Below are 23,394 nucleotides of genomic sequence, written 5' to 3' on the forward strand. Positions count from 1 at the left end.
TCCTCTTATCGGTTGTTCCCCCGCCAGGGGGCGGGGGAGAGAGTCATCAATGGGGTCTGAAGGCCGCAACGCCCAGATCATCGGGCACGTTGTCAGGACGACGGGCGAGGATCTCGCTCGGAGCCGTGGCGATGCGCAGGTTCATTTCGTCCTCGCCGCGGATGAAGCGGCCGCGCAGGGAGTAGGGGCGTACGTCGGTGATCTCCACGTCGGCGAAGCCGCCGATGAGGCGGTGCGGCCCCTCGAAGTTGACCACCCGGTTGTTCTCGGTGCGGCCACTGAGCTGCATGGGATCCATCTTGGAGGGCCCCTCCACCAGGATGCGCTGCACCGAGCCCAGCATGGCGCGGCCGATGAGCATGGACTGGTGATTGATGCGGTTTTGCAGTCGAGTCAGGCGGGCCTTCTTCACTTCCATGTCGACGTCATCGGGCAGGTCCGCGGCCGGGGTGCCGGGGCGCGGGCTGTAGATGAAGCTGAAGCTCATGTCGAAGTTGATCTCCTCGATGAGTTTCATGGTGGCCTCGAAGTCTTCGTCCGTCTCGTTCGGGAAGCCGACGATGAAGTCGGAGCTCATGGTGATGTCGGGACGCACGGCGCGCAGGCGGCGGATCTTGGACTTGTACTCCAGCACGGTGTGCGGGCGCTTCATCATGGTCAGGATGCGATCCGAGCCGCTCTGGATGGGCAAGTGCAGGAAGCTGACCACCTCGGGGGTATCACGATAGACCTCGATGATGTCGTCGGTGAACTCGACCGGGTGGCTGGTGGTGTAGCGAATGCGGTCGATGCCGTCGATGGCAGCCACCAGGCGCAGCAGTTCGGCGAAGGTGCAGACCTCCCCGTCGAAGGTCGGCCCCCGGTAGGCGTTGACGTTCTGGCCGAGCAGGTTCACTTCGCGCACCCCTTGCTGGGCGAGCTGGGCGATTTCATAGAGCACGTCATCCAGCGGTCGGCTCACCTCCTCGCCACGGGTGTAGGGCACCACGCAGAAGGAGCAGTACTTGGAGCAGCCTTCCATGATGGAAACGAAGGCGGTCGCCCCCTCGGCACGGGGTTCGGGCAGGTTGTCGAACTTCTCGATTTCGGGGAAGGCGATGTCCACCTGGGCACCGCGCCCCTCCTGCACCTGCTTGATCATGGTCGGCAGGCGGTGCAGGGTCTGGGGTCCGAAGACGATGTCCACATAGGGCGCCCGGCTGCGCAGGTTCTCCCCTTCCTGGGAGGCGACGCAGCCGCCCACCCCGATCACCAGCCCCGGTTTTTTCGCCTTGAGCTTCTTCCAGCGACCGAGCTGGTGGAACACCTTCTCCTGGGCCTTCTCGCGGATGGAACAGGTGTTGAGCAGCAGCACATCTGCCTCTTCCGGCTCCTCGGTAAGCGTGTAGCCATTGCTGGCATCCAGCAGGTCCGCCATCTTGGACGAGTCGTACTCGTTCATCTGGCAGCCCCAGGTCTTGATATGAAGTTTCTTGCTCATTGCTTCTCGTGACTGGTTTTGAAATCGGCAGGGTCAAAGGACCGGCCATTTTACTCCGCAATCCCGGTGCTGACCAGTCTGGGGCCGCCCGTCGCCATCAGGGCCGGCTTGTCGTCGGCAATTGCGCATCCCCCTCACTGTTTCTGCCGCCTCCTTGCGTTATCATGCCCCATTCGGTTCGGCCCTTGCCCCTTATCGCGGGGACTCCTTGCAGGAATCAAGTTATGGAACAGTGTGATATCGCCATCGTCGGCGCCGGCATGGTGGGCGCCGCCACCGCCTGCCTGCTGGCGGCAGAGGGGCTCTCGGTACGGGTCATCGAGACCCGGTTGCCCGAGCCCTATGCCCCCGAGCAGCCGCTGGATCTGCGGGTTTCCGCCATCAGCCAGGCCTCGGTGGCGCTGCTGACCCGGGCCGGTGCCTGGCAATATCTGCAGCAGATGCGGCTGTGCCCCTATCGCCGGCTGGAGACCTGGGAGCTGGACGGCTTCGCTACCCGCTTCGACGCGGTGGATCTCGGGCTGCCCCAGCTCGGCTACATCATCGAGAACCGGCTGATCCAGCTCGCCCTGCTGAAAAGGATGGAGGATTTCCCGACCATCCAGACCCATACCCCGGCGGCGGTGACGAGTCTGCGCCAGAGTGCGGATGACGCCGTGCTGACCCTGGATGACGGCACCGAGCTGCAGGCGCGCTGGGTGCTGGCCTGCGATGGTGCCGAATCCCACACCCGGCGACTGGCCGGCATCGGGGTGTCGCGTTTCGAGTACCGCCAGCACTGCATGCTGATCAACATCGACACCGATTTTGCCCAGGAAGACATCACCTGGCAGCAGTTCACCCCGAGCGGCCCACGCGCCTTCCTGCCGCTGCCGGGCCGCCATGGCTCCCTGGTCTGGTATGACAGCCCGGCCCGCATCCGGGCGCTGGCCGCCATGAGCAACGAGGCCCTGGCCGTCGAGGTGCGCCGCCACTTCCCGAGCCGCCTTGGCGGTTTCACCGTGACGGCCAAGGGGAGCTTCCCCCTGGTGCGCCGCCACGCCAACGACTATCACGCCGGGCGAGTGGTGCTGCTCGGGGATGCGGCCCACACCATCAATCCGCTGGCGGGGCAGGGGGTGAACCTCGGTTTCAAGGACGTGGCCTGCTGGGCCGGGTTGCTCGGCAAGGCGGGGGCACAGTGGCATGAGCTGGCGCTGGCCGGACGTTACGAGGGACGACGCCGCCCTGACAACCTGCTGATGCAGTCGGGGATGGATCTCTTCTACGGGGTCTTCAGCAACGAGATAGGCCTCCTCAGGCTTGCCCGCAACCTGGCGCTGAATCTGGCGGACAAGGCGGGCCCCCTCAAGGAGATGGCGCTACGCTATGCGCTTGGGCTGGTATGAGGCAGTGCGTGGCACTGCCAGGTGCCAATCGGGTGGCATATCAATCCGTGTGATGGTGCCAGCCGGTTTTTTATATGGCCGCGAGGAGTGATCCTGGCGGCGCAGGGGCAAAACGGCCTCAGGCAAGGGGGGAGCACACCATGAACAAGGCATTGCTGGTGATCGATTTCATCAACGACATCGCCCACCCGGACGGGCGCATCGCCGCCTCGGCGGCCCAGGTGATCGAGCAGGACGCCATTGCGCACGCCAACCAAGCGCTGGCTCATGCCCGCGCTCACGGCTGGCTGGTGGTGCTCATCAAGGTGGGGTTTGACGAGGGCTATCTGCTGCATCCCAGGGGTTCCCCCATGTTTGGCCGTGCCCGGCAGTTCGGGGCCCTCTCCCTGGCCGACAGCGGCACCGACTTTCACCCGGAGCTCGATGTGCAACCCGGGGATCTGGTGCTGACCAAACCCAGGGTCAGCCCCTTCTACGGCACGGCGCTGGAGCCAGCGCTACGGGCCAATCGCATCGAGCATCTCTATGTGTGCGGCGTGAGCACCAGCTGGGCCATTCAGGGGGCGGTGCGAGATGGTCACGATCGGGACTACGCCATCACCATCCTGGAGGATGCCTGCGCGGCGGCGGATGCCGCAGAACACCAGGCTTCCCTGCGCATGCTCGGTCGCATTGCCGAGATCATCAAGGTCGCGGAGCTGCTCTGACCACTCGTATCTAATCCACTCATTTTTCATGCCAATGCTCTGTTGAAACCGAACCAATTTCGGGCAACATGAGTGGAACCGTACTGGCCACAAGGATGAGGACATGCGTTATCAGGGCAGGATCGCGAGCTGGAATTCACAACGCGGTTTCGGGTTCATCAAGCAGGAGCAGGGCGGTGCCGATCTTTTTGTTCACATCACCACCCTGCAATTCGATGGCAGGCCGCCGGAGGTGGGGGAAAAGGTTTCCTATCTGATCGGGAGCAGCAAGGATGGCAAGCCTTGTGCCGTACAAGTGTTCTTTCCCGACCGCCCGCTCTCGCTGGCTGGCGGACCTATGCCATCCATGCCGGATCGTGGGAGCAGGGAGGATTTGAGCCCTCGGGCACCACACGCCACCACATATAGAACCCGGGAGTATCATGCTCCTCGTCGCAAGGGGAGCTGGGGTGGCAAGTTAATCCCCCTATTGGTGCTGGCGGGGTTGTTCTCCCTCTATTCCCGCTTCTCGGCCGAGTTTGCCTCACTTCCATCCTTTCCCTCTTTTAGCCAGGAGGACAGTACTTCGAACAGTACGGTTCAGGTTCCGACTTTTGTTCGTCAGTGCGATGGCCGTCAGCATTGCTCCCAGATGACTTCCTGCGAGGAGGCGACCTGGTTTTTGCAAAATTGCCCCAATACCAAGATGGATGGGGAAGGAGACGGCATCCCCTGCGAGCGGCAGTGGTGTGGCCATTAGCCAGCCGTTATGTACTTCAGGATTCCGGTTTGGGCTGCGCTCCTCTCAGAGGCTGTGGCTCTGCGGATATGCCGCCCTGACCAGGGCCAGAAAGCGATCCCGGATGGGATCGGCAAATTCCGGGTTCCACACCAGGCTGATTTCCCATTCCGACCAGGGGCCGGAGAGAGGGTAGAGGGTCACCTCCTTGCCCGCGATGAACCCCACGCTGCGCGGCAGGATGGCGTTGCCGATACCGGCGGCCACCAGGGCGACCAGGGTCTGGATGTCTTCCGCCTCCTGGATGAGACCGGTCAGCCGGTTGGCGCCGAGAAAGCGGGCGATCTGCTGGCTGAGACCCGGGCAGCGATGGCCCACCATCTGCAGCAAGGGATCGCGGATCAGCGCCCGCTCCAGGTCGAAGTCCGGCCCTGCCACCCGGGTGGGGACGGCCAGCACCAGTCTGTCCGTCAGCAACCTGTGTTCCCTCAGTTGTGGCGTATCAGGCCGTCGCATGAAGCCCAGTTGCAGCCTACCCGCCAGCAAGTGCTCCTGCTGGATGGCGGAGGTGGTGTCCCGCAGGTGAACCAGCACGTCGGGGGCCTGCTGTTTGAAACGGGCCACCAGGGAGGGGGCCAGTGCGAAGCTGGAGAGCCCGAACCCGATGTTGAGGCGTCCGGCGGCACCGCTTGCCAGCGCCAGGGCATGCTGCTCGAATCCCTTGCCGTGATCCACCAGAGCCATGGCCTGGGGCAGCAACTGGAGGCCGATGGCGGTCAGCTCGGCCCCGTGGCGGCCCCGGTTGAACAGGGTGCTGCCGAGGGCCTGCTCCAGCCCCTGGATCTGCTTGGTCAGGGCCGGTTGCGTCACAAAAAGCCGGCTGGCCGCTTCCCGGTAGTTGGCACTCTCGGCCAGCATGACGAAGGCCTGCAATTGTCTCAGGTCGAATCTCATTCCATTTGGTTATCCAATGTGGCGATTTATTGATTATAAATTATCTAATCTCCTTGTTCTAATGGTCTCGAAACGGGCCTGCTTGCCCGCTGTTCAGCCACAAGGAGTCATGTCGAGCGAACGCTATCTGTTTTTGATCAAGGGGAGCCTGGTGATGGCTCAGCCGCTGGCCGCACCGGAGACCGGGGAGCTGCTGACCAGTCTGTTGCAGCAGGGGTTCGTCGTCGCCCCCTTGCCGGTGTGGGCCAGCAATGCGGAGCAGGCGCTCGCCTGTTACGAGGCCGCTGCCCAGCGGCAGGTCTTCGCCGATGCGCTGGCGGGGAGAGCCCTGTGAGCGCGGTGCGCGTGAGGGCCGCGGCCCTGCTGCTGGACATGGACGGGACCCTGGTCCACTCCACCGGCGACGTGGAAGTCGTGTGGCGGCGCTGGTGTCAGCACCATGGGCTGGATCCCGCTCCCGTGCTCGCCATGTGTCACGGCGTGCGCTCACGGGAGGTGATAGGGGCCCTGGCTCCCCAGCTGGACATGGCGGTGGAGGTGGCCCTACTCGACGATCTGGAGATGGCATACGCTGCGGCGCCGATGCCCCTGGACGGTGCCCGGCGACTGCTCGAACAGCTGCCATCGACGCGCTGGGCGCTGGTGACCTCCGCAAGCCGGAGGGTGGCAGAGCACCGGCTGCTGCACGCCGGATTGCCGCTGCCCCGTCTCCTGGTGTGCGCCGGGGATGTGGTACGGGGCAAGCCGGATCCCGAGCCTTATTTGCTGGCTGCCAGCCGGTTGGGACTGGCTCCGGCCGATTGCCTGGTGTTCGAGGATGCGCCAGCGGGCATCGCCAGCGCCCTGCAGGCGGGTTGCCAGGTGGTGCAGATGGGGGGAACAAGGTGGTATGACGACAGGCTCAAGGGCTGGCTGCGGGACTGGCGCGGGATCGAGATCGAGGTGGCATCGGACGGGCTCCATCTTCATCTGCCCGCCCCGCAGCCGGCAGAGGCCGGATGATGACGACAAGAGCCACGCCATTCAGGTGCCGCAAGATTGCCCGACGCTGGGGGAAGCCTGCTCGGCCGAGTAGCGTTCCACCCGGTTGCGGCCATTGTGCTTGGCCAGATAGAGCGCCTGATCGGCACGAGAGAGCAGCTCGTCCAGATTGAAGGGGCCCTCTCTCTGGGAGGCGATACCGATGCTGACCGTGATGCAGACGGCGGGCTCGGCTCCATTTTCTTCCCCTGGCTGCGCGACGATTTTTCGCAGCCGCTCGGCCACCGCCATGGCCTGCTCCTCGCTGAGGCCGGGCAAGATGGCCACGAATTCCTCTCCCCCCAGGCGACAGAAGAGGTCCCCCGGTCGAAGCTGGTCACGCACCCGGGCCGCGAAGCCGCTCAACTGGTTGTCCCCCTCTTCGTGACCGTGACGATCATTGATGCGTTTGAAATGATCGATGTCCAGCATGCAGATCGCCACAGGGTAGCGCTGCACCGTGAGGTGCTGGAGCAGTTCATTGGCGGCCGACCAGAAGCCGGCCTGGTTCAGCGCACCGGTCAGGTGATCGTGGTGGGCCAGGTGTTTCATCTCCCGCAGCAGGCTGTTGCGGGCCGCCATGATGCTGGCGGCGGTCAGGGGGGTGAGAGCGATCAACATGACCCCTATCCGGACGGAGAACATCCAGTACTGGGTCTGGACATCGTGATTGATGACGAGATGGCCGTTTGAGAGGGCGATCAGGATCAGGGTGCTGTAACTCAGGGTCAGCAGGCTGGTGGCGAAGACGGAGTAGGTGACGGCGCACCAGAGCAGCGCCGGTACCGGGAAGGCGATGGATCCCGGCCCCTCGACGAGCAGGGTGAGCAGCAGGGAGGCCACCAGGCTCAGCAGCGGCATCAATCTGGTCCAGGAGAACTCGGTGCGGTAGAGGAGGGTGCGCCAGGGGGGCACGCTGTCATGGGGAGGCAGTGTCAGGAGCACCGGCAGTATGGTCATGTAGTTCACCAGCTCGCTGGCAAACCAGAAGCCCAGCCCGTAGAGCGGGGGGCCCAGAGACAGGATGGGATTGATGATGGCGCCGACCACGCCGGCGGCGAGGGAGGCGGCCAGGGTGTTTCGCAGCAGGAGCACGAGGGAGGTGGGGCGCCTGAGGAGCTTGTCGGCAGGCGCGAGCCGATGCATCAGCAGATACCCGACGCCGATGCCGGCCAGGTTGCCGCAGGTCAGCAGGATGGTTTTGAACAGGGGCTCGCCGGTGAAGAGGGCGGCGAGAAAAAAGCCCAGTATGCCGCCGGCCCAGCCCGCCGGGGTGGCCAGGCGTGGATAGCGCACCATGCAGCCGAGCAGGACCGCATTGGCAGGCCAGAAGGCCGCCAGCAGGTTGGGGGGGCGGGTGAAGATGCCGATCAGCGAGAACAGCAGTACCAGGGCGGCGACACACAACAGAGCTGACAAGGGCGTCAATGTGCATGAGGTACGTTGGCGTGCGATGTCCCCCATGGGGACCTCCTGACAAGAGAGCGTTTGTTCAGAGTATGGCTGGCACGTGACAAGGGTGAACGAGGGGGAGAGAAGAAAACGCCCCCTGGTGGAGGGGGCGTGAAGGCTTACTTGAAGACCCGGAAACGCACGTCGTCGTCAATGAAGGTCTTGTCGCCGGCAGGTTGCTCTATGCTGCCAAAAGGCATCTGGGCACGGAGCAGCCAGCTGGCGGGCAGGTCCCACTCCTTGCGCACCGCATCGTCGATGAGCGGGTTGTAGTGTTGCAGGGAAGCGCCGATGCCCTCTTGGGCCAGGGTGGTCCAGACCGCGAACTGGGCGATCCCGGTGGCATGTTCGGACCAGATGGGGAAGTTGTCGGCATAGAGAGCGAATTTCTGCTGAAGATCCTCGATGACGGCGGTGTCTTCGAAGAAGAGCACGGTGCCAGCCCCGGCGCGGAAGCTGCCGTTGATCTTGGCTTCACTCTGGGGATAGGCCTCCGGCGGCACTATCTTCTTGAGCTCCGCCTTGACGATGTCCCACAGCTTGTGGTGCTGCTCACCGAACAGGATGACGGCGCGGGAACTCTGGGAGTTGAACGAAGAGGGGCTGTGCTTGACGGCATCCTTGATGAGAGCGGTCAGCTGGGCCTCGGAGTGGGTCACCCGGTTGCCCAGGGCATAGATGGTACGACGTGCTTTGATCTGTTCGATAAACGGACTGCTCATAACATCTCCTTGGTTGATGAATCATCACCGCCAGCGTTGCCGACAAAGGTCATCTGGCTCCGATTTCTCGAGTCATCGACTATAGCACCTTGCGGGCAATAAACCGTCAACGAGGAGTAATGACTGTTTCTACTTTTTATGGATATTCACATGACGGATGTGAATATGGCCGTGAGACACCTTGATATCTTTTTTATCATTAGCAGTGGATGTTAATGACTTCAATCAATATCTTTTGCAGATTTTTAATCTATAAAATTCATCCAATATGACATTTTATAGAGATTGACATGACGGCGGCGCTGATCAAGGAACGCTATTACATACTGACTCCGCTGTCGTTTCTCCTGGGAGGGCTGGTGCTGATCGCCACCCTGTTGCTGGCGGCAGCCAGCTACCTGAGCAGCATCGACAAGACGGTGGCGGGTTACGGTCACATGCTGGCCGCCCTCGACGCCACCCTGCTCCAGGACATGGCGCAGGACAACCGCCGCCAGCTTGGCGTACTGGAGGCGTCCCTGGACAAGCAGGCCATCGCTGCCGGGGCATCGGCCATCAATCCCATCTGGGCCATTGCCCATCAGTTCAAGTACGACGCCCACTTCCTCTATTTCTACAACGCGCGCACCCATCGGCTCGACAGCTATCCCGACTGGCAGCAACCGGAGGGCTACCGGGCACAGGCGCGGCCCTGGTACCAGACCCTGTCCGGCGAGGGTGATGATCTCGTCTGGTTCGGTCCCTACCCGGCGTTCGATTTGGCCGGAGAGGTACTGACCCTCATCAAGCGGGTCAAGGATGATGAGGGGCAACTGCTTGGGCTGCTGATGGTGGACATGTCGTTCAGCGCCTTGCAGGGGGCGTTGCACCGGTCAGTGGGTGAGGACCCGGTGGCCCTCTACATCACCGAGCGCAAGGGCGGCAAGCTGGTGGTGGGGCACAATTTGTCGCTGTTGCCGCCCCATCTCGAGCGGGAGACGCAGGCGGCTGGGCTGGACGGGTTCTGGGCCGGTCGCCACCTGCAACACGCTCTGGAGGGGATGGAGTGGGATCTCAACGTCTATCTCCCCCCCTCCCATTTTCATGAAAACCTGCAAGACACCCTGCTGATGGTGGTGCTGCCCGCCCTGGCGCTGCTCTGCATCTGGCTGTGCAGCCTGTGCTTTCTGATGCGGATCTTTCGCCAGGAGCAGGCGCTTGTGCAGGGCTCGCTCAGCGGCCTCATCCGGGATGAGGCGCGAAAGGAGATCCAGCGGCGTCAGCGAACCTGGTTCGTGCACGGCAGCCTGGGGGAGATAGAACAGGTGCGAAACAGCCTGCTGCAAGGGCAGGATGCCCTGCTCCACGACCCTCTCACCGGCATCCTGAACCGGAGGGCCTTCGATCAGCAGCGGGCCGGGCTGGAGCAGGCGGGGACACCCTACTGGCTGGTGCTGTTCGATGTGGACAACTTCAAGCGCGTCAACGACAGCTGGGGACACGGTGTGGGGGATGCGGTGCTGTTTCGGGTAGCCACCATCATGGCGAGAACCCTGGGGGATGAGCAGGTCTACCGCATCGGGGGCGATGAATTTGCGGCCTTGCTGCCCTGGGAGCAGGCGGAGGTGGAATGTCGCCTGACCCACCTGCTCGGTCGGGTGAAGGCCCTGAAATGGCGGGAGTTCGCCGACGCCATCACCCTGAGCGCCGGCGGCGCGCGCTATCCGGATGATGCCCTGACGCTGCTCGAGCGGGCCGATGCCTGCCTGTACGAGAGCAAGCACCAGGGGCGGGATTGCTGGCATCTGGCGGCGTCGTTGCCCGTTGACGGGGAGGTTGTGACAGTATCTGTCTGACGGTGATCGCTGCAAAAAAGGGCCTTTGGGCCTAGAAAAGGGTCATGACGGGGATGATTTCTCGTGTGACCTTTTTTTTTGATGTGGTTTCAGGTGGTTAGCCTGCTTTCTTGCATTGTGTCGCGAACCGGAGACAGGGAGGGCTGGCCGTGAGGTGCCCCTTGCGGCAGTGGCGCAGGTCAGGGGGCTTTGTATAGTGTAGGGAAAAATAATCAATCATCAGGTTTGACAGGAGTACCCCATGAAAATGAAACCGTTTGGCATGAGCGCACTGGCGCTGCTGGGGGCGTTGCTGTTGGGCACAGGACAGGTGCAGGCATCCGAGACCCTCAATACCATTCTCGGCGGCGGAGCCGGCGGGGTGGCGGGCACCATGATCGGCAAGGAGCTGGGTGGCGACACCGGCGCCCTGGTGGGGGCTGCCCTGGGGGGCGCGGCCGGTGGTGCGGCCACGGCCAATAGAGGCAACAAGAACGAAGCTGCGCTCGGCGGCGCCGTTGGTGCCCTGGGCGGGGCTGCCATCGGCAAGAGCGTCGGTGGCAGCACGGGCCAGCTGATCGGCGCCGGCATCGGTGGTGCCGGTGGCTCCGCCATCGGAGCCAGGACCGGGGATGGTCATGAGAGCCGCGGCGATCGCTATTACGATGACAGGCGCTATCACAAGCACCACAAGAAACACAAAAAGCACCGCAAGCACAGATGGCATGACGACTGATGCCGCGGCAAGCTGACCGACAAAAAGGGGCCTTTGGCCCCTTTTTTGATCCCGCTGCCGGCCCGTGAGGGGCGGCGAGCGGCCTCTTACACCAGCCGGTGCTGGCGCCTGCCAAGGGAGAAGGCGTTGATGTTGTCGATGAGCTGATCCGCGAGGCGCTGCATCGACTCTTCGCTGGCCCAGGCCACGTGGGGAGTCAGGATGAAATTGGGGTAACGCAGGGCCTGCATCAGAGGGTGATCCGGAGGCGGCGGCTCGACACTCGCCACATCGAAACCGGCGCCGCCCAGACGGCCGTTGCCGAGGGCTTCGAGCAGCGCCTGCTCGTCCACCAGGCCGCCACGGCCCACGTTGATGAGCAGGGCGCCCGGTTTCATCAGGGCCAGCTCCCGCTCCCCGATGAGATGGCGGGTGTAGGGGGTGAGCGGGCAGTGCAGGCTGATCACATCCGAACTTTGCAGCAGGGCATCCAGGGGCAGCCTGTCGTCATCCCCCGGGGAGCCGACCTGGCTCTGGGCATAGTAAACCTCCATCCCGATGGCGCTGGCCCGCTGTCCCAGTGCCTGTCCCAGGGTTCCCTTGCCGATGATCCCGAGGCGCTTGCCATGCAGATCCGTGATGGGGTGGTCGAAGAAGCAGAACTGGCCGCTTTGTTGCCAGCGCCCCTCCAGCAGGGACTGGCGCCAGGCGAACAGGTTGCGCGACAGGGCGAGCATCAGGGCCATGGCGTGCTCGGGGACGGAAGGGCCCGAGTAGTTGCGGATATTGCACACGGCGACATTGGCGGCGCGGCACGCCTCCAGATCCAGGTTGTCGCTGCCGGTGGCGGCCAGGGCGATCAGGCGCAGTTCGGGCAGCTGGGCCAGTTCATCGGCCCCGATGCGCACCTTGTTGATGATGGCGATGCTGGCGCACTTGAGCCGCTCCACCACCTGATCCGGTGCCGTGGTCGGGTAGCTTTGCCAGTGATGGGGAAAATCGGGGCGGCGCAGATTGATGCCGGTGTCCAGGGTGTCGCTGTCGAGAAACACGATTTGCTGCATGAAGCCTCCTGCCATTGGTTCGGACATGATGCCAAACATGGAGGGCGGCTGACCAGCGCGGTGGCATCGGGCCAAGTCCGATGGGGAAGGTAAAGGCGGGTGGCTGTGCCTCGGAGGGACTCAGATCCAGCCCAGGTGCGTCAGCCAGCCCTGGATGCGCCCCGGCGTCTCCTCCAGGTCCATCAGGGCATAGGGGCGGTAGTTGAGCTTGTGGCTGCGGCGGCTCTCGCTTCTGCGGGCTTCGGCCGCCAGCAGGGGCCAGCGTCCTCCCTCCTCCTGATAGAGATCCAGGGTAGGGATGCTGCCCTGGGCTATTTGCTTGGCGAGGGTCTGGTTGCTCAGCTGGTTGGGGAAGAAGCCATCGAGCAGCACCAGGGCATCGGGGGCGGGCAACTGTTCGCTGGCGATGAGGTTGGCGGCCCAGGCGGCGCTGGTACCCTGAGCCAGCAGCAGCTTGAAGCCCCCCTCCTGCAGCTTGGCATCCCCCAGCTTGCTGATGCGGGAGGCAAACTGCTTGCGAAAATCGTCGATGACCTGCTGTTTCTTCTCGGCGGCGGGGTCGAGCTCGGTCTGCTGCGGCGAGGGGAGCAGCAGCAGGGTATCGAAACCGAGGCGCCCCAGCTCCCGGGTCAGTTGCCACAGCTGGCCGCTGCGCTGCCAGTCGGGCAGCAGGATGACCAGACCCACGTAGTTGTCGCTGTTGTGCTTGGCAAACAGTACCTGTTGCTTGTCCACCCTGGTGCTGTCGGGTATTCCCTGCCAGTCGCTGCTCTGCCAGTAGTCGGGGGGAACCAGGGGGGCTGGATCCGGGGCGGCGCCTGACGGTGCCTGCCCGGCGCCGTGGGCGGCAAAAGCAAGCAGGGTCAGCAGCAGATAGGGGCGAAATGTCATGGGGGATCCTCCAGCACTCCCTCATAGCGGCCTCGCCGGGGGTTTCTTTAGGGCAAGGGGGGCACATCGGCATCGGCGGTGGCGAAGAGGGTCTGACCGGCGGGCCGGACACGGGCCCGGGATTGTTCCAAATGGCAAAGCATTCCCGGTTTTGATTGTTCCATCCCGAGACCCATACATGGTTCAGTAAGGGCAGACAGACAGGGGGCCGGGGCATGTCGCCACTGGCCGCAGGCGGAGAATTCTCCCCCCTGTCTCGTCAGAACGAGAGGTTCACCCTCACTTTCCATCGACAGGGAGCGTTATCGCCATGAGCACCTTGGTTCACTTGCCCATCCTCGACCTGAGGCAGCTGGATGCCTCGCCCGACGCTCGGGCCGATTTTCTGGCATCGTTGCGCGATGCCGCGAGAGAGACGGGATTTTTCTACCTGACCGGCCACGGCATCGATCCCGAGCTGCAACAGGAGGTGCAGCAGCTGTCGCGGGCCTTCTTTGCGCTGCCTCTGGCGGCCAAGCAGCAGGTCGCCATGATCCACTCTCCCCATTTTCGTGGCTACAACCGACCGGGGGCGGAGCTGACCCGGGGTCAACCCGACTGGCGAGAGCAGTTTGATATCGGTGCCGATCGCCCTGCCTTGCCGCGCGCGGCGGGCGACCCGCCCTGGTGGCGGTTGCAGGGGCCGAATCAGTGGCCGGAGGCGCTGCCGACACTGCAACCCGTGCTGACGCGCTGGCGTGGGCAGATGACCCGCATGTCCCGTACTCTGCTCGGGGCTTTTGCCGAGGCGCTCGCATTGTCGCCAGATGCCTTCGATGCCCTGCACGGAGAGCGTCCCAACGAACATATCAAGCTGATCCGCTATCCCGGTGAGCGGGGCGCCACCCAGGGGGTCGGTCCCCACAAGGATTCGGGCTTCCTGAGCTTCCTGCTGCAGGATGACCAGCCCGGCCTGCAGGTGGAGGTGGCGCCGGATCACTGGATCGATGCGCTCCCGCTCCCAGGCACCTTCGTGGTCAACATCGGTGAGCTGCTGGAGCTCGCCAGCAACGGCTACCTGCGGGCGACCGTGCACCGGGTGGTGCCGTCGGCGCCGGGGCAGGAGCGTCTCTCCATCGCCTTCTTCCTGGGGGCCCAGCTCGACGCCGTGGTGCCCGTCTATCCGCTGCCCGAGGCACTGGCCCGTGAAGCCAGAGGGCCTGCCACCGACCCGCACAATCCGCTGCTGCGGGAGGTGGGCTGGAACTACCTCAAGGGGCGGCTGCGTTCTCACCCTGATGTGGCATTGCGCCACCATGCCGATCTGTTGCCGGCGCCCCGGGCGCTGGCGGTCGGCGAAACCACCCATTGATTGCATTGCAAGGAGCACAAGATGAACAAGCACGGACTGTTTTCCCTGAGCGGCCTGGTATTGGCCCTCGGACTCTCTCTCCGCCCAGGCCGCCCAGGCGCTGCGGGTTGCCGCGGATCCACTGCCCCATGCGGATATCCTCGGCGAGGTGAAACGCCAGGACCCTTCGCTGGATCTGCAGGTGATCGAGCTCAGCGGCGGCATCAATGCCAATGCCCTGCTGGTGGCGGGTGATGTGGATGCCAACTATTTCCAGCACGTCCCTTACCTGCGGGATCAGGAGAAGGCGCTCGGCACCGAGCTGGTGGTGGCCGCGACCGTACACGTGGAGCCTCTTGGCATCTATTCGAAGAAGTTCAAGCACCTGAGGGAGGTACCGGAAAAGGCGGTGATAGCCCTGCCCAACAATGTCACCAACCTGAGCCGGGCCCTCTATCTGTTGCAGCACGAGGGGCTCATCACCCTCAAGGCCGGCCATGAAGATCAGACGCGGGATCTGGCGACGGTGCACGACATCGCCACCAACCCCAAGGCGCTCAAGATCCTGGAGATCGAGGCGCCACAGCTGCCGCGCTCCCTCGATGACGTGGATCTGGCGGTGATCAATGGCAACTATGCCCTGGAGGCGGGGCTGGAGCCTGCTCGCGATGCCCTGGGGCTGGAGAGCGCCCAGAACAATCCCTACGCCAACATCCTGGTGACCACCCCGGCGCTCAAGGATGATCCGCGGATCCGCCAGTTGGCGCGGGATCTGGAGTCCAGGGCGATCGCCGACTTCATTCGCAAGAGCTACAAGGGGTCGGTGATCCCGGTGGCCGGGCGGCAGTCATGATCGTGCTGGAGGGGCTCGGCAAGCAGTACCCGGGGCACGGGCAACCCGCTCTGGAGGGGGTGTCGCTCGAGATTCCGGATGGGGCCATCTACGGCATTCTCGGGCGCAGCGGCGCGGGCAAGAGCACGCTCATTCGTTGCCTCAATCTGCTGGAGCGGCCAAGCCGGGGCCGCATCCTGTTCGATGGCCGCGACATCACGGCCCTGGAGGGGGCGGCCTTGCGCCGCCACCGTCAGGGGACCGGCATGATTTTCCAGCACTTCAATCTGCTGCACGCCCGCAGCGTGGAGGAGAACGTGGCAGTCCCGCTGGAAATCGCCGGAGTAGCGCGCCGGGAGCGGGCTGCCCGGGTCAGCGAGCTGCTGGAACTGGTGGGGCTTGGCGAGCACCGTCGCGCCTTTCCCTCCCAGTTGTCGGGGGGGCAGAAGCAACGAGTGGGCATCGCCCGCGCCCTGGCCGCCAATCCGCGCCACTTGCTCTGTGACGAGGCGACCAGTGCCCTGGATCCGGAGACCACGGAGTCGGTGCTGGCGCTGCTTGCCGACATCAACCGCCGCCTCGGGATCACCATAGTGCTCATCACCCACGAGCTGGAGGTGGTCAGGGCCATCTGCGATCACGCGGCATTGCTTGAACGGGGTCAGCTGGTGGAAAGCGGCGCTCTGGGCACCCTGCTGGCCAACCCCGACTCCCGCGTGCGGCAGGCCCTGTTGCCGGATCCCGAGATCCTGCGGCGTTTCATGGCGCGTCACGGAGTCACAGAGGAGGTGCGTTTATGCAGAGTCGCCTGAGTGTCGATGCCTTGCTCGAACTGATGTATCAGGGGTCGCTCGAAACGCTCTACATGGTGGGAGTGGCGGCCGTGTTCACCCTGTTGCTGGGGCTGCCGACCGGGGTGCTGCTGGTGGTGACCCGTCCCGGGGGCGTGCTGCCCTTGCCCCGTCTCAACATGGTGCTGGGGATCGGTATCAACATCGGGCGGTCGCTCCCCTTCGTGGTGCTCCTGATCGCCCTGATCCCCCTGACCCGGCTGGTGGTCGGCACCTCACTGGGCAGCACCGCCGCCATCGTCCCCATCACCCTGGGGGCCTTCCCCTTCTTTGCCCGGGTGGTGGAGAGCGCCCTCGATGAGGTGGACAAGGGGCGCGTCGAAGCCGTGCTCGCCATGGGGGGCAGCGGCTGGCACGTGGTCGTCAAGGCGCTGCTGCCCGAGGCCTTGCCGGCGCTGCTGGCCGGACTCACCCTGACGGTGGTGATGCTCATTGGCTTCTCCTCCATGGCGGGGGTGGTCGGTGGCGGCGGGCTCGGGGATCTGGCGATCCGCTACGGCTACCAGCGCTTTGACGACAAGGTGATGGCAGGGACCGTGGTCATGTTGCTGCTGCTGGTGCAACTGGTACAGGGGGTGGGGGACAGGCTGGTGCGGGCACTGGCCCATCGCCGCTAGGGGCACGGCTTCTCATCAGGCCGGCCGTGAGGTGCCAGCCAATAAAAAAGCGAGCCTGGGCTCGCTTTTTTGGCAATCACATCAAGGGGTCAACTTAGTTGACGCGACGCTTGAATTCACCGGTACGGGTGTCGATTTCGATCTTGTCACCGATCTCCACGAAGGCGGCAACGGCCAGCTCGTAGGAGGTGCCCTTCAGGCGGGCAGGCTTGGTCACTTTACCGGAGGTGTCGCCACGGGCGGCCGGCTCGGTGTACTCGACTTCACGCACGATGGTGGTCGGCAGTTCTACGGAGATGGCTTTCTCGTTGTAGAAAGTCACTTCGCAGAGGTCTTCCATGCCGTCTACCAGGTAGTTCAGGGCATCACCCAGGTTGTCTTTCTCGACGTCGTACTGGTTGTACTCGGTGTCCATGAAGACATACAGCGGGTCGGAGTAGTAGGAGTAGGTGCACTCTTTACGCTCCAGCTGAACGACTTCCAGCTTGTCGTCGGCCTTGAAGACGGTCTCGGTGGCGCTGCCGTTCAGCAGACCCTTCAGCTTCATCTTGACCACGGCGGAGTTACGGCCGGATTTGTTGAATTCAGCCTTCTGGACCACCATCGGCTCGGTGCCGATCATGACTACGTTACCAGCGCGGATTTCCTGTGCGGTTTTCATGTAAAAAATTCCTGTTCGTGAAACGGACGGATAAAAACTGCCAGATTATATACGGCTTTCTAAAAATTTCACCAACCTCGTGACGAGATCCCCGTCCGCCAGCAGCCTCTGTGGCCAGGTGCGCCCATGTTGCTGCCATATGGCCGCGTATTGCGGCCATTGTGCCCAGAGTTCACCGGTGTATTCCCCCCGGTTGAGGGCATGGTTGAAGCGGCGCAGCCACTGACCGGCCGGCGCTGGCAAGGGGGAGAGGTAGTGGTCGAGAAAACCGTCCAGCTTGACCATGTGAGCATCCTCTTCCTGCTGGTAGATATGCCAGAGGAAGGGGCGCCCCGCCCACTGGGCCCGCACGAAGGAGTCCTCCCCGCGCACCAGGTTGAGATCGCAGCTCCACAGCAGGCGATCGTAACCCCTCTGATCGGTCATCGGCAGCAGCTTGATGGTGAGGTTGCCCGCCTGGAGCAGATCTCCGGCCCGGGCACCGGGAATGGCCTCTGCCAGCCCTGCACCGATGAGCACGTCGTCGAGGGAGCGCCCCAGCGGCAGCAGCAGGGTGACGGGGGTGACGCTCTGGCGCCAGCCCTCGACCAGGCTCCTGAGCGCCTCGCTCTCGTAGGTAAAGAGGCTGACCCGCAGCTCGTCTTCTCGTTGGGGTGGCAGGCCGAGGCTGGCCCAGTAGGCAGTCAGTCCCGCTTCATCCTGCTGCCAGCGCTCGCGCTCGACGATGAGGCCGTGCTCGCACAAGAGGCCGCCGGTTCTGGCGGTGAAACCCGGGAAGAAGAAGTACTTGTCGAGGCGCCGGCTGCCGACCTGCTGGGGCGAGGCGAGGCCATGGCAATCCTCGACCCAGCTCTCGGCCGAGAGGTATTCGAGGTTGATCCAGCAGGGGGGCGTGGTCTGCTCGGCCATGCGTTCGATAAAGGGGGCGGGCAGCTCGCAGGCAAACGCCTCGATGACGACCCTGGCCGGGGTCATGTCGGCGGGGAGGCGCTCGTGCCAGTGCTGGACATAGATGCCATCGACCCACTGACCGTCCTGTGCGGGGTCGAGCGCCGGGCAGATGCGGGCGAAGCTAGCCAGATCGTCCACCCAGAGCCGCACCTGCACCTCACTCTTCTGCGCCGGGAGCGCGCCTTCCTGTTTGAGCTGGCGGGCGAGTCGCCAGGTGACGCCGATGTCACCGAAGTTGTCGACGACGCAGCAGAAGATGTCCCAGTCGAAGGGGGGGAGAGGGCTTGTCATGGCGCGGGATCCCAGATGCAAAAAAACCGGTGCGCAGGGTAGCACACCGGTTGGTCGGCTTCTAACCGTCAGCGCGTGACGGGGTCTGTGGCAGGTTACTCCTTGCCGTAGACGTTGTTCTCCTGCTCGCGCACCCGGATGAAGGTGGTGCGTTTGGTGAGCTCTTTCAGCTGGCTGGCCCCCACATAGGTGCAGGTGGATCGCACCCCGCCCAGGATGTCGCGCACCGTGTTCTCCACCGGGCCGCGGTAGGGCAGCAGCACGGTTTTGCCTTCGGAGGCGCGATACTCGGCGACGCCGCCGGCGTGCTTGTCCATGGCGCTGGCCGAGCTCATGCCGTAGAACTTCATGAAGGGCTCGCCATCGACCTCGACGATTTCACCGCCGCACTCTTCGTGAGCGGCCAGCATGCCCCCCAGCATCACGAAGTCGGCGCCGCCGCCGAACGCCTTGGCCACATCCCCCGGGCAGGTGCAGCCGCCGTCGCCGACGATCTGGCCACCCAGGCCGTGGGCCGCATCGGCACACTCGATGATGGCGGAGAGCTGCGGGTAGCCGACCCCGGTCTTGACCCGGGTGGTGCAGACCGAGCCCGGGCCTATGCCCACCTTGACGATGTCGGCGCCGGAGAGGATCAGCTCCTCCACCATCTCGCCGGTCACCACGTTGCCTGCCAGGATGACGTGGTTCGGGCAGGCCTCGCGGATCTTGCGCAGAAACTCGACGAAGTGCTGGGAGTAGCCGTTGGCCACGTCCACGCAGATGAAGCGCAGGGCGCTGGAAATCGCGAGGATCTGGCGGGTCTTGGTGAAGTCCTCCTCCGAGGTGCCGGTGGAGACCATTACGTGGCCCAGCAGGACCGGGTCGGTCTCATTGACGAAGGTTTGCCACTGCGCAAGGCTGTAGTGCTTGTGCACCGCCGTCATCATCTCGAAGCTGGCCAGGGTACGCGCCATGGCGAAGCTGCCGACGGTATCCATGTTGGCGGCGATGACGGGCACGCCCTGCCATCGGGTCTGGGTGTGCTTGAAGGTGAACTGGCGGGTCAGGCTGACTTGGGAACGGCTCTTGAGAGTAGAGCGCTTGGGGCGAAACAGGACATCCTTGAAACCGAGCTTCAAGTCTTCTTCGATACGCATTGCGAATTCCTTATTGAGCCTTGTGTGAGAGGTCACTTTGCAGTGGCAACTTTTCGGCAGGCGCAAAAAAACCGGTGGTTTTCAGGCCCTCCGGTTTACAGCAGTGTAGGCAAAAATCCCGTCAGAACAAGACTGATAATTCACGCACCGCTGTGGTAGCCTTTGGCGTCACAACCTGAGGATGGCCGCCAGCGTCATCCAGCACCCTGTTCTCCCCTCGTTTTCCTGCTGCATTCCCCACTCACGCGCCGTGCCCGGCATGGATTGTCGCCTGTTGGCACCGCGTCCAGAGCCAGCTCCCCTGCGCGCCAGAATCCGGTTGACCCGGCAGTTGGCTGTGATACATCTGGGCGCAAGACTGACAAGGCGAGAGAGCATGATGGGCAAGAGAATGGTGGCGGCGGCCATGATGTGGGCGCTGTGCGGCAGCGCGATGGCGGCCCAGACCAGCTATGGCTGGATCGAGAAGGGGGTGCTGATGCCCTACGGGGTGGCGGTCAAGATGAAGCTCGATACCGGTGCCCTCACTTCGTCGCTGGATGCCCGCGACCTGAAGCATTTCAAGAAGGATGGCAAGCCCTGGGTGCGCTTCAACCTGGTGCTGACCGATGCCAATACCGACAAGGTGGTGCGCCGGAGCGTGGAGCGACCTGTGGAGCGCAGCGTGACGGTGCGCGGGGCGGGCGGCATGGAGCAGCGCCCGACGGTGACCATGTCCGTCTGCGTCGGGGACCAGGTCTACAAGGAGTGGTTCACCCTGCGGGATCGCAGCAAGATGATCTACCCGGTGCTGCTGGGGCGCCGTCTGCTGGCGGAGCTGGGACCGGTGGATTCGAGCAGGACCTTCACGGTACAGCCCACCTGCGACTAGGGTGGTGCAGCCATGAAAAACGGGGGCCTGGCCCCCGTTTTTCATGGCGTGCGCAAAGGCTGACCCCTCATGCCTGGCGCGAGGTGGGCAGCAGCACGCTCACTTCGAGCCCCCCTTCGGGCCGGTTGTGGATGTCGAGATCCGCTCCGTGAAGCTGGGCGATGCGCGAGACGATAGCCATGCCAAGGCCCACGCCATCCCCCTGCTGGGGATTGACCCGGAAGAAGCGCTCGCACAACCGGGAGAGGGCGGCGGTGGGGATGCCGGGGCCGTTGTCCCGCACATCCACCCGGATCCGGTTGCCCACCTGGCTCACCACCACGGCGACCTCGCCGCCCACCTGGGTGTAGCGCAGCGCATTGTCGATGAGGTTGCCGAACATCAGCTCCAGCAACATCGCCTGTCCCATTACCTGCACCTGTTCGGCGCCCTCCAGGGACAGCTGCTGATCCTTTTTCAGGGCGATGGGGGCCAGGGTCGCCAGGGTGCCCTGCAACAGGGGGAACAGGGGGAGGGCGGTGAGGGCCGGGCTCTGCTGGTTGTCGATGCGGGCCTGGGTCAGCAACTGGCGGATCAGCCGATCGCTGCGATCGAGGGCCAAGAGCATCTTGCGCAGGGCCTGCTCCCGGCTCTGATCATCCTCGGCTGTCATGGCGTTCTCGCTGTGGATGCGCAGCACCGCGAGGGGGGTGCGCAGCTCGTGGGCGGCCTCGTTGGTGAACTGTTTCTCCCGATCCAGAGTGTCAGCGAGGGCGTGCATCAGCCGGTTGATCTCCCCCACCAGCGGCGTCAGCTCCTCGGCCTTGATGGCGAGATTGAGGGGGCTCAGGTTGGCGGGATGACGCTCGCCGATGGCTTGCGCCAGCTGGTGCAGCGGTGACAGCCCCCGGGTGATCAGCCACCACAGCAGACCGAGCAGGAAGGGCAGGGTGATGAAGAGGGGTAGCATGGTGAGGGTGGCCATCTTGCTGGCCAGCTCGCTGCGTTCGTCATCCCGCTCCGCCACGATGAGCCAGGTCTGTTCACCTTCGTTGTAGAGGGTAAAGGTGCGCCACTCGTGGTGATCCTTGGTCTCGCTGTTGAAGCCCCGCTCCAGGGTGGTCAACGGTTGGGCCGGGGCATTGGGCGAGCGCAGCAGCACGGCGCCCTGCTCGCTCAGCAACTGGAAGTAGAGGTTGTGCTCGAATTCATGGCCATAGGGGGTGAACTCGTTGTCCTGGCCGAACTGGAAGAAGCCGCCCTTCTCGATGTGGGGCGTCTCGGGGACGGCCTGCACCCACTCCTGGTACACGGTGCCGTTGCGCGGCAGCTCGCCGCTCTGCTTGAGATAGCGGCTGAGCAACTGGTTGGTGATGCGGCCGGACTGGGCGAGACGGGCATCAAACAGCTCTTCCATTTCGTGGTTGGCCTGCAGGTAGCCGATAAGGCCGCTGATGGCGAGGCTGAGGCTGACCAGGGCCAGGATGCCGGAGAGCAGGAAACGGCGGATGGAACGGACACGACTCATGGGGCGGAGGCTCCTCTTGCGCCCTGGACGTCGAGCTGGGGCACGATGTAACCGACACCGCGAATGTTGCGGATGAGCTCGGGGAAGAATTTCTTGCGCAGATGGTGAATGTGCACCTCCACCGCGTTGCTCTCTGCCCCCTCGTCCCAGCCGTAGAGGCTCTGTTGCAGTTGATCCCGGCTCAATACCCGGCCGCTCTGGGTGATGAGCTCCTGCAACAGCTTGTACTCGTGGGGGGTGAGCTTGACCGGCTCGCCCCGATAGGTGACCTGTTGTGACGCGGGGAAGAGCTGCAGCTCCCCGTACTCCAGCACCGCCTGGGCCTGCCCCTTGCTGCGCCGCACCAGGGCGCGCAGCCGGGCGTTGAGCTCCTGCAGGGCGAAGGGTTTGACCATGTAGTCGTCGGAGCCTGCATCCAGCCCCAGTACCCGGTCGTCCAGGGCATCACGGGCGGTCAGGATGAGCACAGGCAGGGTTTGCCCCTCCCGGCGCAACTTGCGCAGCAGGCTGATGCCGTCGATGTCCGGCAGGTTGAGATCCAGGACAAGGGCGGCAAACTCCTCGCTCTTGAGCGCCGAGAGGGCCGGCATCCCCTGCTGGAGCCAGTCCACCGTGTAGCCGCTGCTGCGCAGGGCATCCACCATGCCGTCTCCCAGCATCACATCATCTTCCACCAACAGGATCCGCATTGTTCTCTCCCTCAAACGACACTGCCCACCAGTATGCAAGCTGGTGGGCAGAGTTGAAATAGCACACTGTGCTGCTTGTGTTTACAGCTTGGCGAGACGCTCGCGAATTTCCATTCTGCGGCCCTCGTCCGCCACCTCGCGGCCAGGGCGGGCCGGGGCGGCCAGGGCCTTGTCCAGATAGACCTTCGCCTGTGCCTTGTCACCCTGATCCAGCAGGAAGTCGCCGTAGAAGAAGTTGGGGTCGATGCCGTTGGGATTGATGGCCAGCGCTTGCTTGAGCAGCTTCTCCGCCTTCTCGTCATCACCAAAGCCCACCGGCCAGCCCGGTACCTGGTAGTAGAGGGAGCCCAGGCTGGTGTAGGCCGAGCCTTCCAGCGCCTTGGGATCCTGCTTGATGGCGATCTCGAGCTTGGCCTTGGCCTCCTTCACCAGGCCAAGGGCGCCGAGGCCACCCTTGGCCCCCGCCCAGGTGCTCTTGACGATGGCGGACCAGATCAGCAGATCGGTGCGAAATGCCTCCTTGGCGCTCGCCTCATCGGCCTTGGCACTCAGGCTCTCCAGGCAGCTCTCCTTGGCTTTTCCGGTCTGCTGGTACTGGCAGTGGGCCCACTCCTGCTGAATGGTGGGCAGGGCATCGGCGGCCTGGGCCAGACCGCTTGCCAGCAGGCCTCCCAGGGCGAGCAACAGGGGGCCGTGACCAAATCGGGGACGGAAAGTGGCGTGCTTCATC

General features: G+C 64.0%; 24 protein-coding genes. 12 read left to right on the plus strand and 12 right to left on the minus strand.

The genetic code is table 11. From position 1 onward, the window contains the following. Positions 1–46 precede the first annotated feature (46 nt). Positions 47–1,480: a tRNA (N6-isopentenyl adenosine(37)-C2)-methylthiotransferase MiaB gene (gene miaB / locus C2U37_RS13020; protein ID WP_010673772.1), complete on the minus strand. Its 1,434-nt coding sequence runs from the start codon at positions 1,478–1,480 to the stop codon at positions 47–49. A gap of 224 nt (positions 1,481–1,704) precedes the next feature. Here miaB and C2U37_RS13025 point away from each other — a divergent pair, with 224 nt between their 5' ends. From C2U37_RS13025 to C2U37_RS13035, 3 genes are all read left to right on the plus strand, one after another. Then, complete coding sequence (locus tag C2U37_RS13025) at positions 1,705–2,868, plus strand: FAD-dependent monooxygenase (protein ID WP_104452451.1); 1,164 nt, start codon at positions 1,705–1,707, stop codon at positions 2,866–2,868. Between the two features lie 140 nt (positions 2,869–3,008). Then, positions 3,009–3,575, plus strand: a complete 567-nt coding sequence (locus tag C2U37_RS13030) for a cysteine hydrolase family protein (RefSeq protein ID WP_104452452.1) — start codon at positions 3,009–3,011, stop codon at positions 3,573–3,575. 103 nt (positions 3,576–3,678) lie between these two features. Then, positions 3,679–4,314 carry a cold shock domain-containing protein gene (locus C2U37_RS13035; RefSeq protein WP_069652118.1) on the plus strand — a complete coding sequence of 212 codons (636 nt, stop codon included), beginning with the start codon at positions 3,679–3,681 and terminating at the stop codon, positions 4,312–4,314. 45 nt (positions 4,315–4,359) lie between these two features. On the opposite strand, the gene C2U37_RS13040 is transcribed toward C2U37_RS13035, so the two are convergent. Next, positions 4,360–5,247, minus strand: a complete 888-nt coding sequence (locus tag C2U37_RS13040; RefSeq protein ID WP_104452453.1) for a LysR family transcriptional regulator — start codon at positions 5,245–5,247, stop codon at positions 4,360–4,362. Positions 5,248–5,356: 109 nt separating this feature from the next. Between C2U37_RS13040 and C2U37_RS13045 the strand changes: the two genes are divergently transcribed. Together C2U37_RS13045 and C2U37_RS13050 are read left to right on the plus strand one after the other, a co-directional pair. After that, complete coding sequence (locus C2U37_RS13045) at positions 5,357–5,581, plus strand: hypothetical protein (RefSeq protein ID WP_010673776.1); 225 nt, start codon at positions 5,357–5,359, stop codon at positions 5,579–5,581. After that, positions 5,578–6,249, plus strand: a complete 672-nt coding sequence (locus tag C2U37_RS13050; RefSeq protein WP_039041098.1) for an HAD-IA family hydrolase — start codon at positions 5,578–5,580, stop codon at positions 6,247–6,249. The genes C2U37_RS13045 and C2U37_RS13050 overlap by 4 nt, the downstream gene beginning before the upstream one ends. 21 nt (positions 6,250–6,270) lie before the next feature. Here C2U37_RS13050 and C2U37_RS13055 read toward each other — a convergent pair whose 3' ends face one another. Together C2U37_RS13055 and C2U37_RS13060 are read right to left on the minus strand one after the other, a co-directional pair. After that, positions 6,271–7,731: a sensor domain-containing diguanylate cyclase gene (locus tag C2U37_RS13055; protein ID WP_233768387.1), complete on the minus strand. Its 1,461-nt coding sequence runs from the start codon at positions 7,729–7,731 to the stop codon at positions 6,271–6,273. Between the two features lie 107 nt (positions 7,732–7,838). Next, positions 7,839–8,441, minus strand: coding sequence for a nitroreductase family protein (locus C2U37_RS13060; protein ID WP_010673779.1), 603 nt, complete (start codon positions 8,439–8,441; stop codon positions 7,839–7,841). 290 nt (positions 8,442–8,731) lie between these two features. On the opposite strand from C2U37_RS13060, the gene C2U37_RS13065 reads away from it, so the two are divergent. Both C2U37_RS13065 and C2U37_RS13070 read left to right on the plus strand, forming a co-directional pair. Continuing rightward, positions 8,732–10,276, plus strand: coding sequence for a sensor domain-containing diguanylate cyclase (locus C2U37_RS13065; protein WP_104452455.1), 1,545 nt, complete (start codon positions 8,732–8,734; stop codon positions 10,274–10,276). 241 nt (positions 10,277–10,517) lie between these two features. After that, on the plus strand, positions 10,518–10,991 hold the full coding sequence (locus tag C2U37_RS13070) for a YMGG-like glycine zipper-containing protein (RefSeq protein WP_039041096.1): 474 nt from the start codon (positions 10,518–10,520) through the stop codon (positions 10,989–10,991). Positions 10,992–11,077: 86 nt separating this feature from the next. On the opposite strand, the gene C2U37_RS13075 is transcribed toward C2U37_RS13070, so the two are convergent. Then, positions 11,078–12,034 carry a D-2-hydroxyacid dehydrogenase gene (locus C2U37_RS13075; protein WP_039041095.1) on the minus strand — a complete coding sequence of 319 codons (957 nt, stop codon included), beginning with the start codon at positions 12,032–12,034 and terminating at the stop codon, positions 11,078–11,080. A 120-nt stretch (positions 12,035–12,154) separates the two neighbouring features. Beyond that, entirely contained in the window at positions 12,155–12,925 is a 771-nt protein-coding gene (locus C2U37_RS13080) for a DUF3530 family protein (protein WP_104452456.1), read from the minus strand. A 310-nt stretch (positions 12,926–13,235) separates the two neighbouring features. On the opposite strand from C2U37_RS13080, the gene C2U37_RS13085 reads away from it, so the two are divergent. From C2U37_RS13085 to C2U37_RS13100, 4 genes are all read left to right on the plus strand, one after another. Beyond that, the gene (locus tag C2U37_RS13085; RefSeq protein ID WP_039041093.1) at positions 13,236–14,276 is read left to right on the plus strand and encodes an isopenicillin N synthase family dioxygenase; all 1,041 of its coding nucleotides are present in this window, start codon (positions 13,236–13,238) and stop codon (positions 14,274–14,276) included. Between the two features lie 148 nt (positions 14,277–14,424). Continuing rightward, on the plus strand, positions 14,425–15,108 hold the full coding sequence (locus tag C2U37_RS13090; RefSeq protein ID WP_233768388.1) for a MetQ/NlpA family ABC transporter substrate-binding protein: 684 nt from the start codon (positions 14,425–14,427) through the stop codon (positions 15,106–15,108). Beyond that, complete coding sequence (locus C2U37_RS13095; RefSeq protein WP_010673786.1) at positions 15,105–15,899, plus strand: methionine ABC transporter ATP-binding protein; 795 nt, start codon at positions 15,105–15,107, stop codon at positions 15,897–15,899. The genes C2U37_RS13090 and C2U37_RS13095 overlap by 4 nt, the downstream gene beginning before the upstream one ends. Then, a complete protein-coding gene (locus tag C2U37_RS13100) occupies positions 15,884–16,555 on the plus strand; it encodes a methionine ABC transporter permease (RefSeq protein ID WP_010673787.1) in 672 nt (223 codons plus the stop codon). Before C2U37_RS13095 ends, C2U37_RS13100 begins: the two co-directional genes overlap by 16 nt. Before the next feature lie 94 nt (positions 16,556–16,649). Here the strand turns inward: C2U37_RS13100 and efp are convergent, their stop codons facing one another. The 3 genes from efp to C2U37_RS13115 all read right to left on the minus strand — a co-directional run bounded on the left by efp (position 16,650) and on the right by C2U37_RS13115 (position 19,597). Further along, a complete protein-coding gene (gene efp / locus C2U37_RS13105) occupies positions 16,650–17,216 on the minus strand; it encodes an elongation factor P (RefSeq protein ID WP_010673788.1) in 567 nt (188 codons plus the stop codon). Between the two features lie 45 nt (positions 17,217–17,261). Then, positions 17,262–18,458, minus strand: a complete 1,197-nt coding sequence (gene earP, locus C2U37_RS13110) for an elongation factor P maturation arginine rhamnosyltransferase EarP (protein WP_104452458.1) — start codon at positions 18,456–18,458, stop codon at positions 17,262–17,264. A 95-nt stretch (positions 18,459–18,553) separates the two neighbouring features. Next, complete coding sequence (locus tag C2U37_RS13115) at positions 18,554–19,597, minus strand: GMP reductase (protein WP_104452459.1); 1,044 nt, start codon at positions 19,595–19,597, stop codon at positions 18,554–18,556. A gap of 376 nt (positions 19,598–19,973) precedes the next feature. On the opposite strand from C2U37_RS13115, the gene rloA3 reads away from it, so the two are divergent. Further along, positions 19,974–20,468 carry a retropepsin-like aspartic peptidase RloA3 gene (gene rloA3 / locus C2U37_RS13120; RefSeq protein ID WP_010673791.1) on the plus strand — a complete coding sequence of 165 codons (495 nt, stop codon included), beginning with the start codon at positions 19,974–19,976 and terminating at the stop codon, positions 20,466–20,468. Between the two features lie 67 nt (positions 20,469–20,535). On the opposite strand, the gene C2U37_RS13125 is transcribed toward rloA3, so the two are convergent. From C2U37_RS13125 to C2U37_RS13135, 3 genes are all read right to left on the minus strand, one after another. Continuing rightward, positions 20,536–21,975, minus strand: coding sequence for an ATP-binding protein (locus C2U37_RS13125; protein ID WP_103261708.1), 1,440 nt, complete (start codon positions 21,973–21,975; stop codon positions 20,536–20,538). Further along, entirely contained in the window at positions 21,972–22,664 is a 693-nt protein-coding gene (locus tag C2U37_RS13130) for a response regulator (RefSeq protein ID WP_041215642.1), read from the minus strand. Before C2U37_RS13130 ends, C2U37_RS13125 begins: the two co-directional genes overlap by 4 nt. A gap of 81 nt (positions 22,665–22,745) precedes the next feature. Continuing rightward, on the minus strand, positions 22,746–23,393 hold the full coding sequence (locus C2U37_RS13135; protein WP_104452460.1) for a tetratricopeptide repeat protein: 648 nt from the start codon (positions 23,391–23,393) through the stop codon (positions 22,746–22,748). Between the last annotated feature and the right edge of the window lies 1 nt (position 23,394).

It is taken from the genome of Aeromonas sp. ASNIH1 (genome assembly GCF_002934285.1).
GTDB classification, from domain to species: domain Bacteria; phylum Pseudomonadota; class Gammaproteobacteria; order Enterobacterales; family Aeromonadaceae; genus Aeromonas; species Aeromonas caviae.

Coding starts and splice junctions, on each gene's coding strand:
- miaB (WP_010673772.1), bottom strand. CDS start 1,480: ATGAGCAAGAAACTTCATATCAAGACCTGGGGCTGCCAGATGAACGAG.
- C2U37_RS13025 (WP_104452451.1), top strand. CDS start 1,705: ATGGAACAGTGTGATATCGCCATCGTCGGCGCCGGCATGGTGGGCGCC.
- C2U37_RS13030 (WP_104452452.1), top strand. CDS start 3,009: ATGAACAAGGCATTGCTGGTGATCGATTTCATCAACGACATCGCCCAC.
- C2U37_RS13035 (WP_069652118.1), top strand. CDS start 3,679: ATGCGTTATCAGGGCAGGATCGCGAGCTGGAATTCACAACGCGGTTTC.
- C2U37_RS13040 (WP_104452453.1), bottom strand. CDS start 5,247: ATGAGATTCGACCTGAGACAATTGCAGGCCTTCGTCATGCTGGCCGAG.
- C2U37_RS13045 (WP_010673776.1), top strand. CDS start 5,357: ATGTCGAGCGAACGCTATCTGTTTTTGATCAAGGGGAGCCTGGTGATG.
- C2U37_RS13055 (WP_233768387.1), bottom strand. CDS start 7,731: ATGGGGGACATCGCACGCCAACGTACCTCATGCACATTGACGCCCTTG.
- C2U37_RS13060 (WP_010673779.1), bottom strand. CDS start 8,441: ATGAGCAGTCCGTTTATCGAACAGATCAAAGCACGTCGTACCATCTAT.
- C2U37_RS13065 (WP_104452455.1), top strand. CDS start 8,732: ATGACGGCGGCGCTGATCAAGGAACGCTATTACATACTGACTCCGCTG.
- C2U37_RS13070 (WP_039041096.1), top strand. CDS start 10,518: ATGAAAATGAAACCGTTTGGCATGAGCGCACTGGCGCTGCTGGGGGCG.
- C2U37_RS13075 (WP_039041095.1), bottom strand. CDS start 12,034: ATGCAGCAAATCGTGTTTCTCGACAGCGACACCCTGGACACCGGCATC.
- C2U37_RS13080 (WP_104452456.1), bottom strand. CDS start 12,925: ATGACATTTCGCCCCTATCTGCTGCTGACCCTGCTTGCTTTTGCCGCC.
- C2U37_RS13085 (WP_039041093.1), top strand. CDS start 13,236: ATGAGCACCTTGGTTCACTTGCCCATCCTCGACCTGAGGCAGCTGGAT.
- C2U37_RS13095 (WP_010673786.1), top strand. CDS start 15,105: ATGATCGTGCTGGAGGGGCTCGGCAAGCAGTACCCGGGGCACGGGCAA.
- C2U37_RS13100 (WP_010673787.1), top strand. CDS start 15,884: ATGCAGAGTCGCCTGAGTGTCGATGCCTTGCTCGAACTGATGTATCAG.
- efp (WP_010673788.1), bottom strand. CDS start 17,216: ATGAAAACCGCACAGGAAATCCGCGCTGGTAACGTAGTCATGATCGGC.
- earP (WP_104452458.1), bottom strand. CDS start 18,458: ATGACAAGCCCTCTCCCCCCCTTCGACTGGGACATCTTCTGCTGCGTC.
- C2U37_RS13115 (WP_104452459.1), bottom strand. CDS start 19,597: ATGCGTATCGAAGAAGACTTGAAGCTCGGTTTCAAGGATGTCCTGTTT.
- rloA3 (WP_010673791.1), top strand. CDS start 19,974: ATGATGGGCAAGAGAATGGTGGCGGCGGCCATGATGTGGGCGCTGTGC.
- C2U37_RS13125 (WP_103261708.1), bottom strand. CDS start 21,975: ATGAGTCGTGTCCGTTCCATCCGCCGTTTCCTGCTCTCCGGCATCCTG.
- C2U37_RS13130 (WP_041215642.1), bottom strand. CDS start 22,664: ATGCGGATCCTGTTGGTGGAAGATGATGTGATGCTGGGAGACGGCATG.
- C2U37_RS13135 (WP_104452460.1), bottom strand. CDS start 23,393: ATGAAGCACGCCACTTTCCGTCCCCGATTTGGTCACGGCCCCCTGTTG.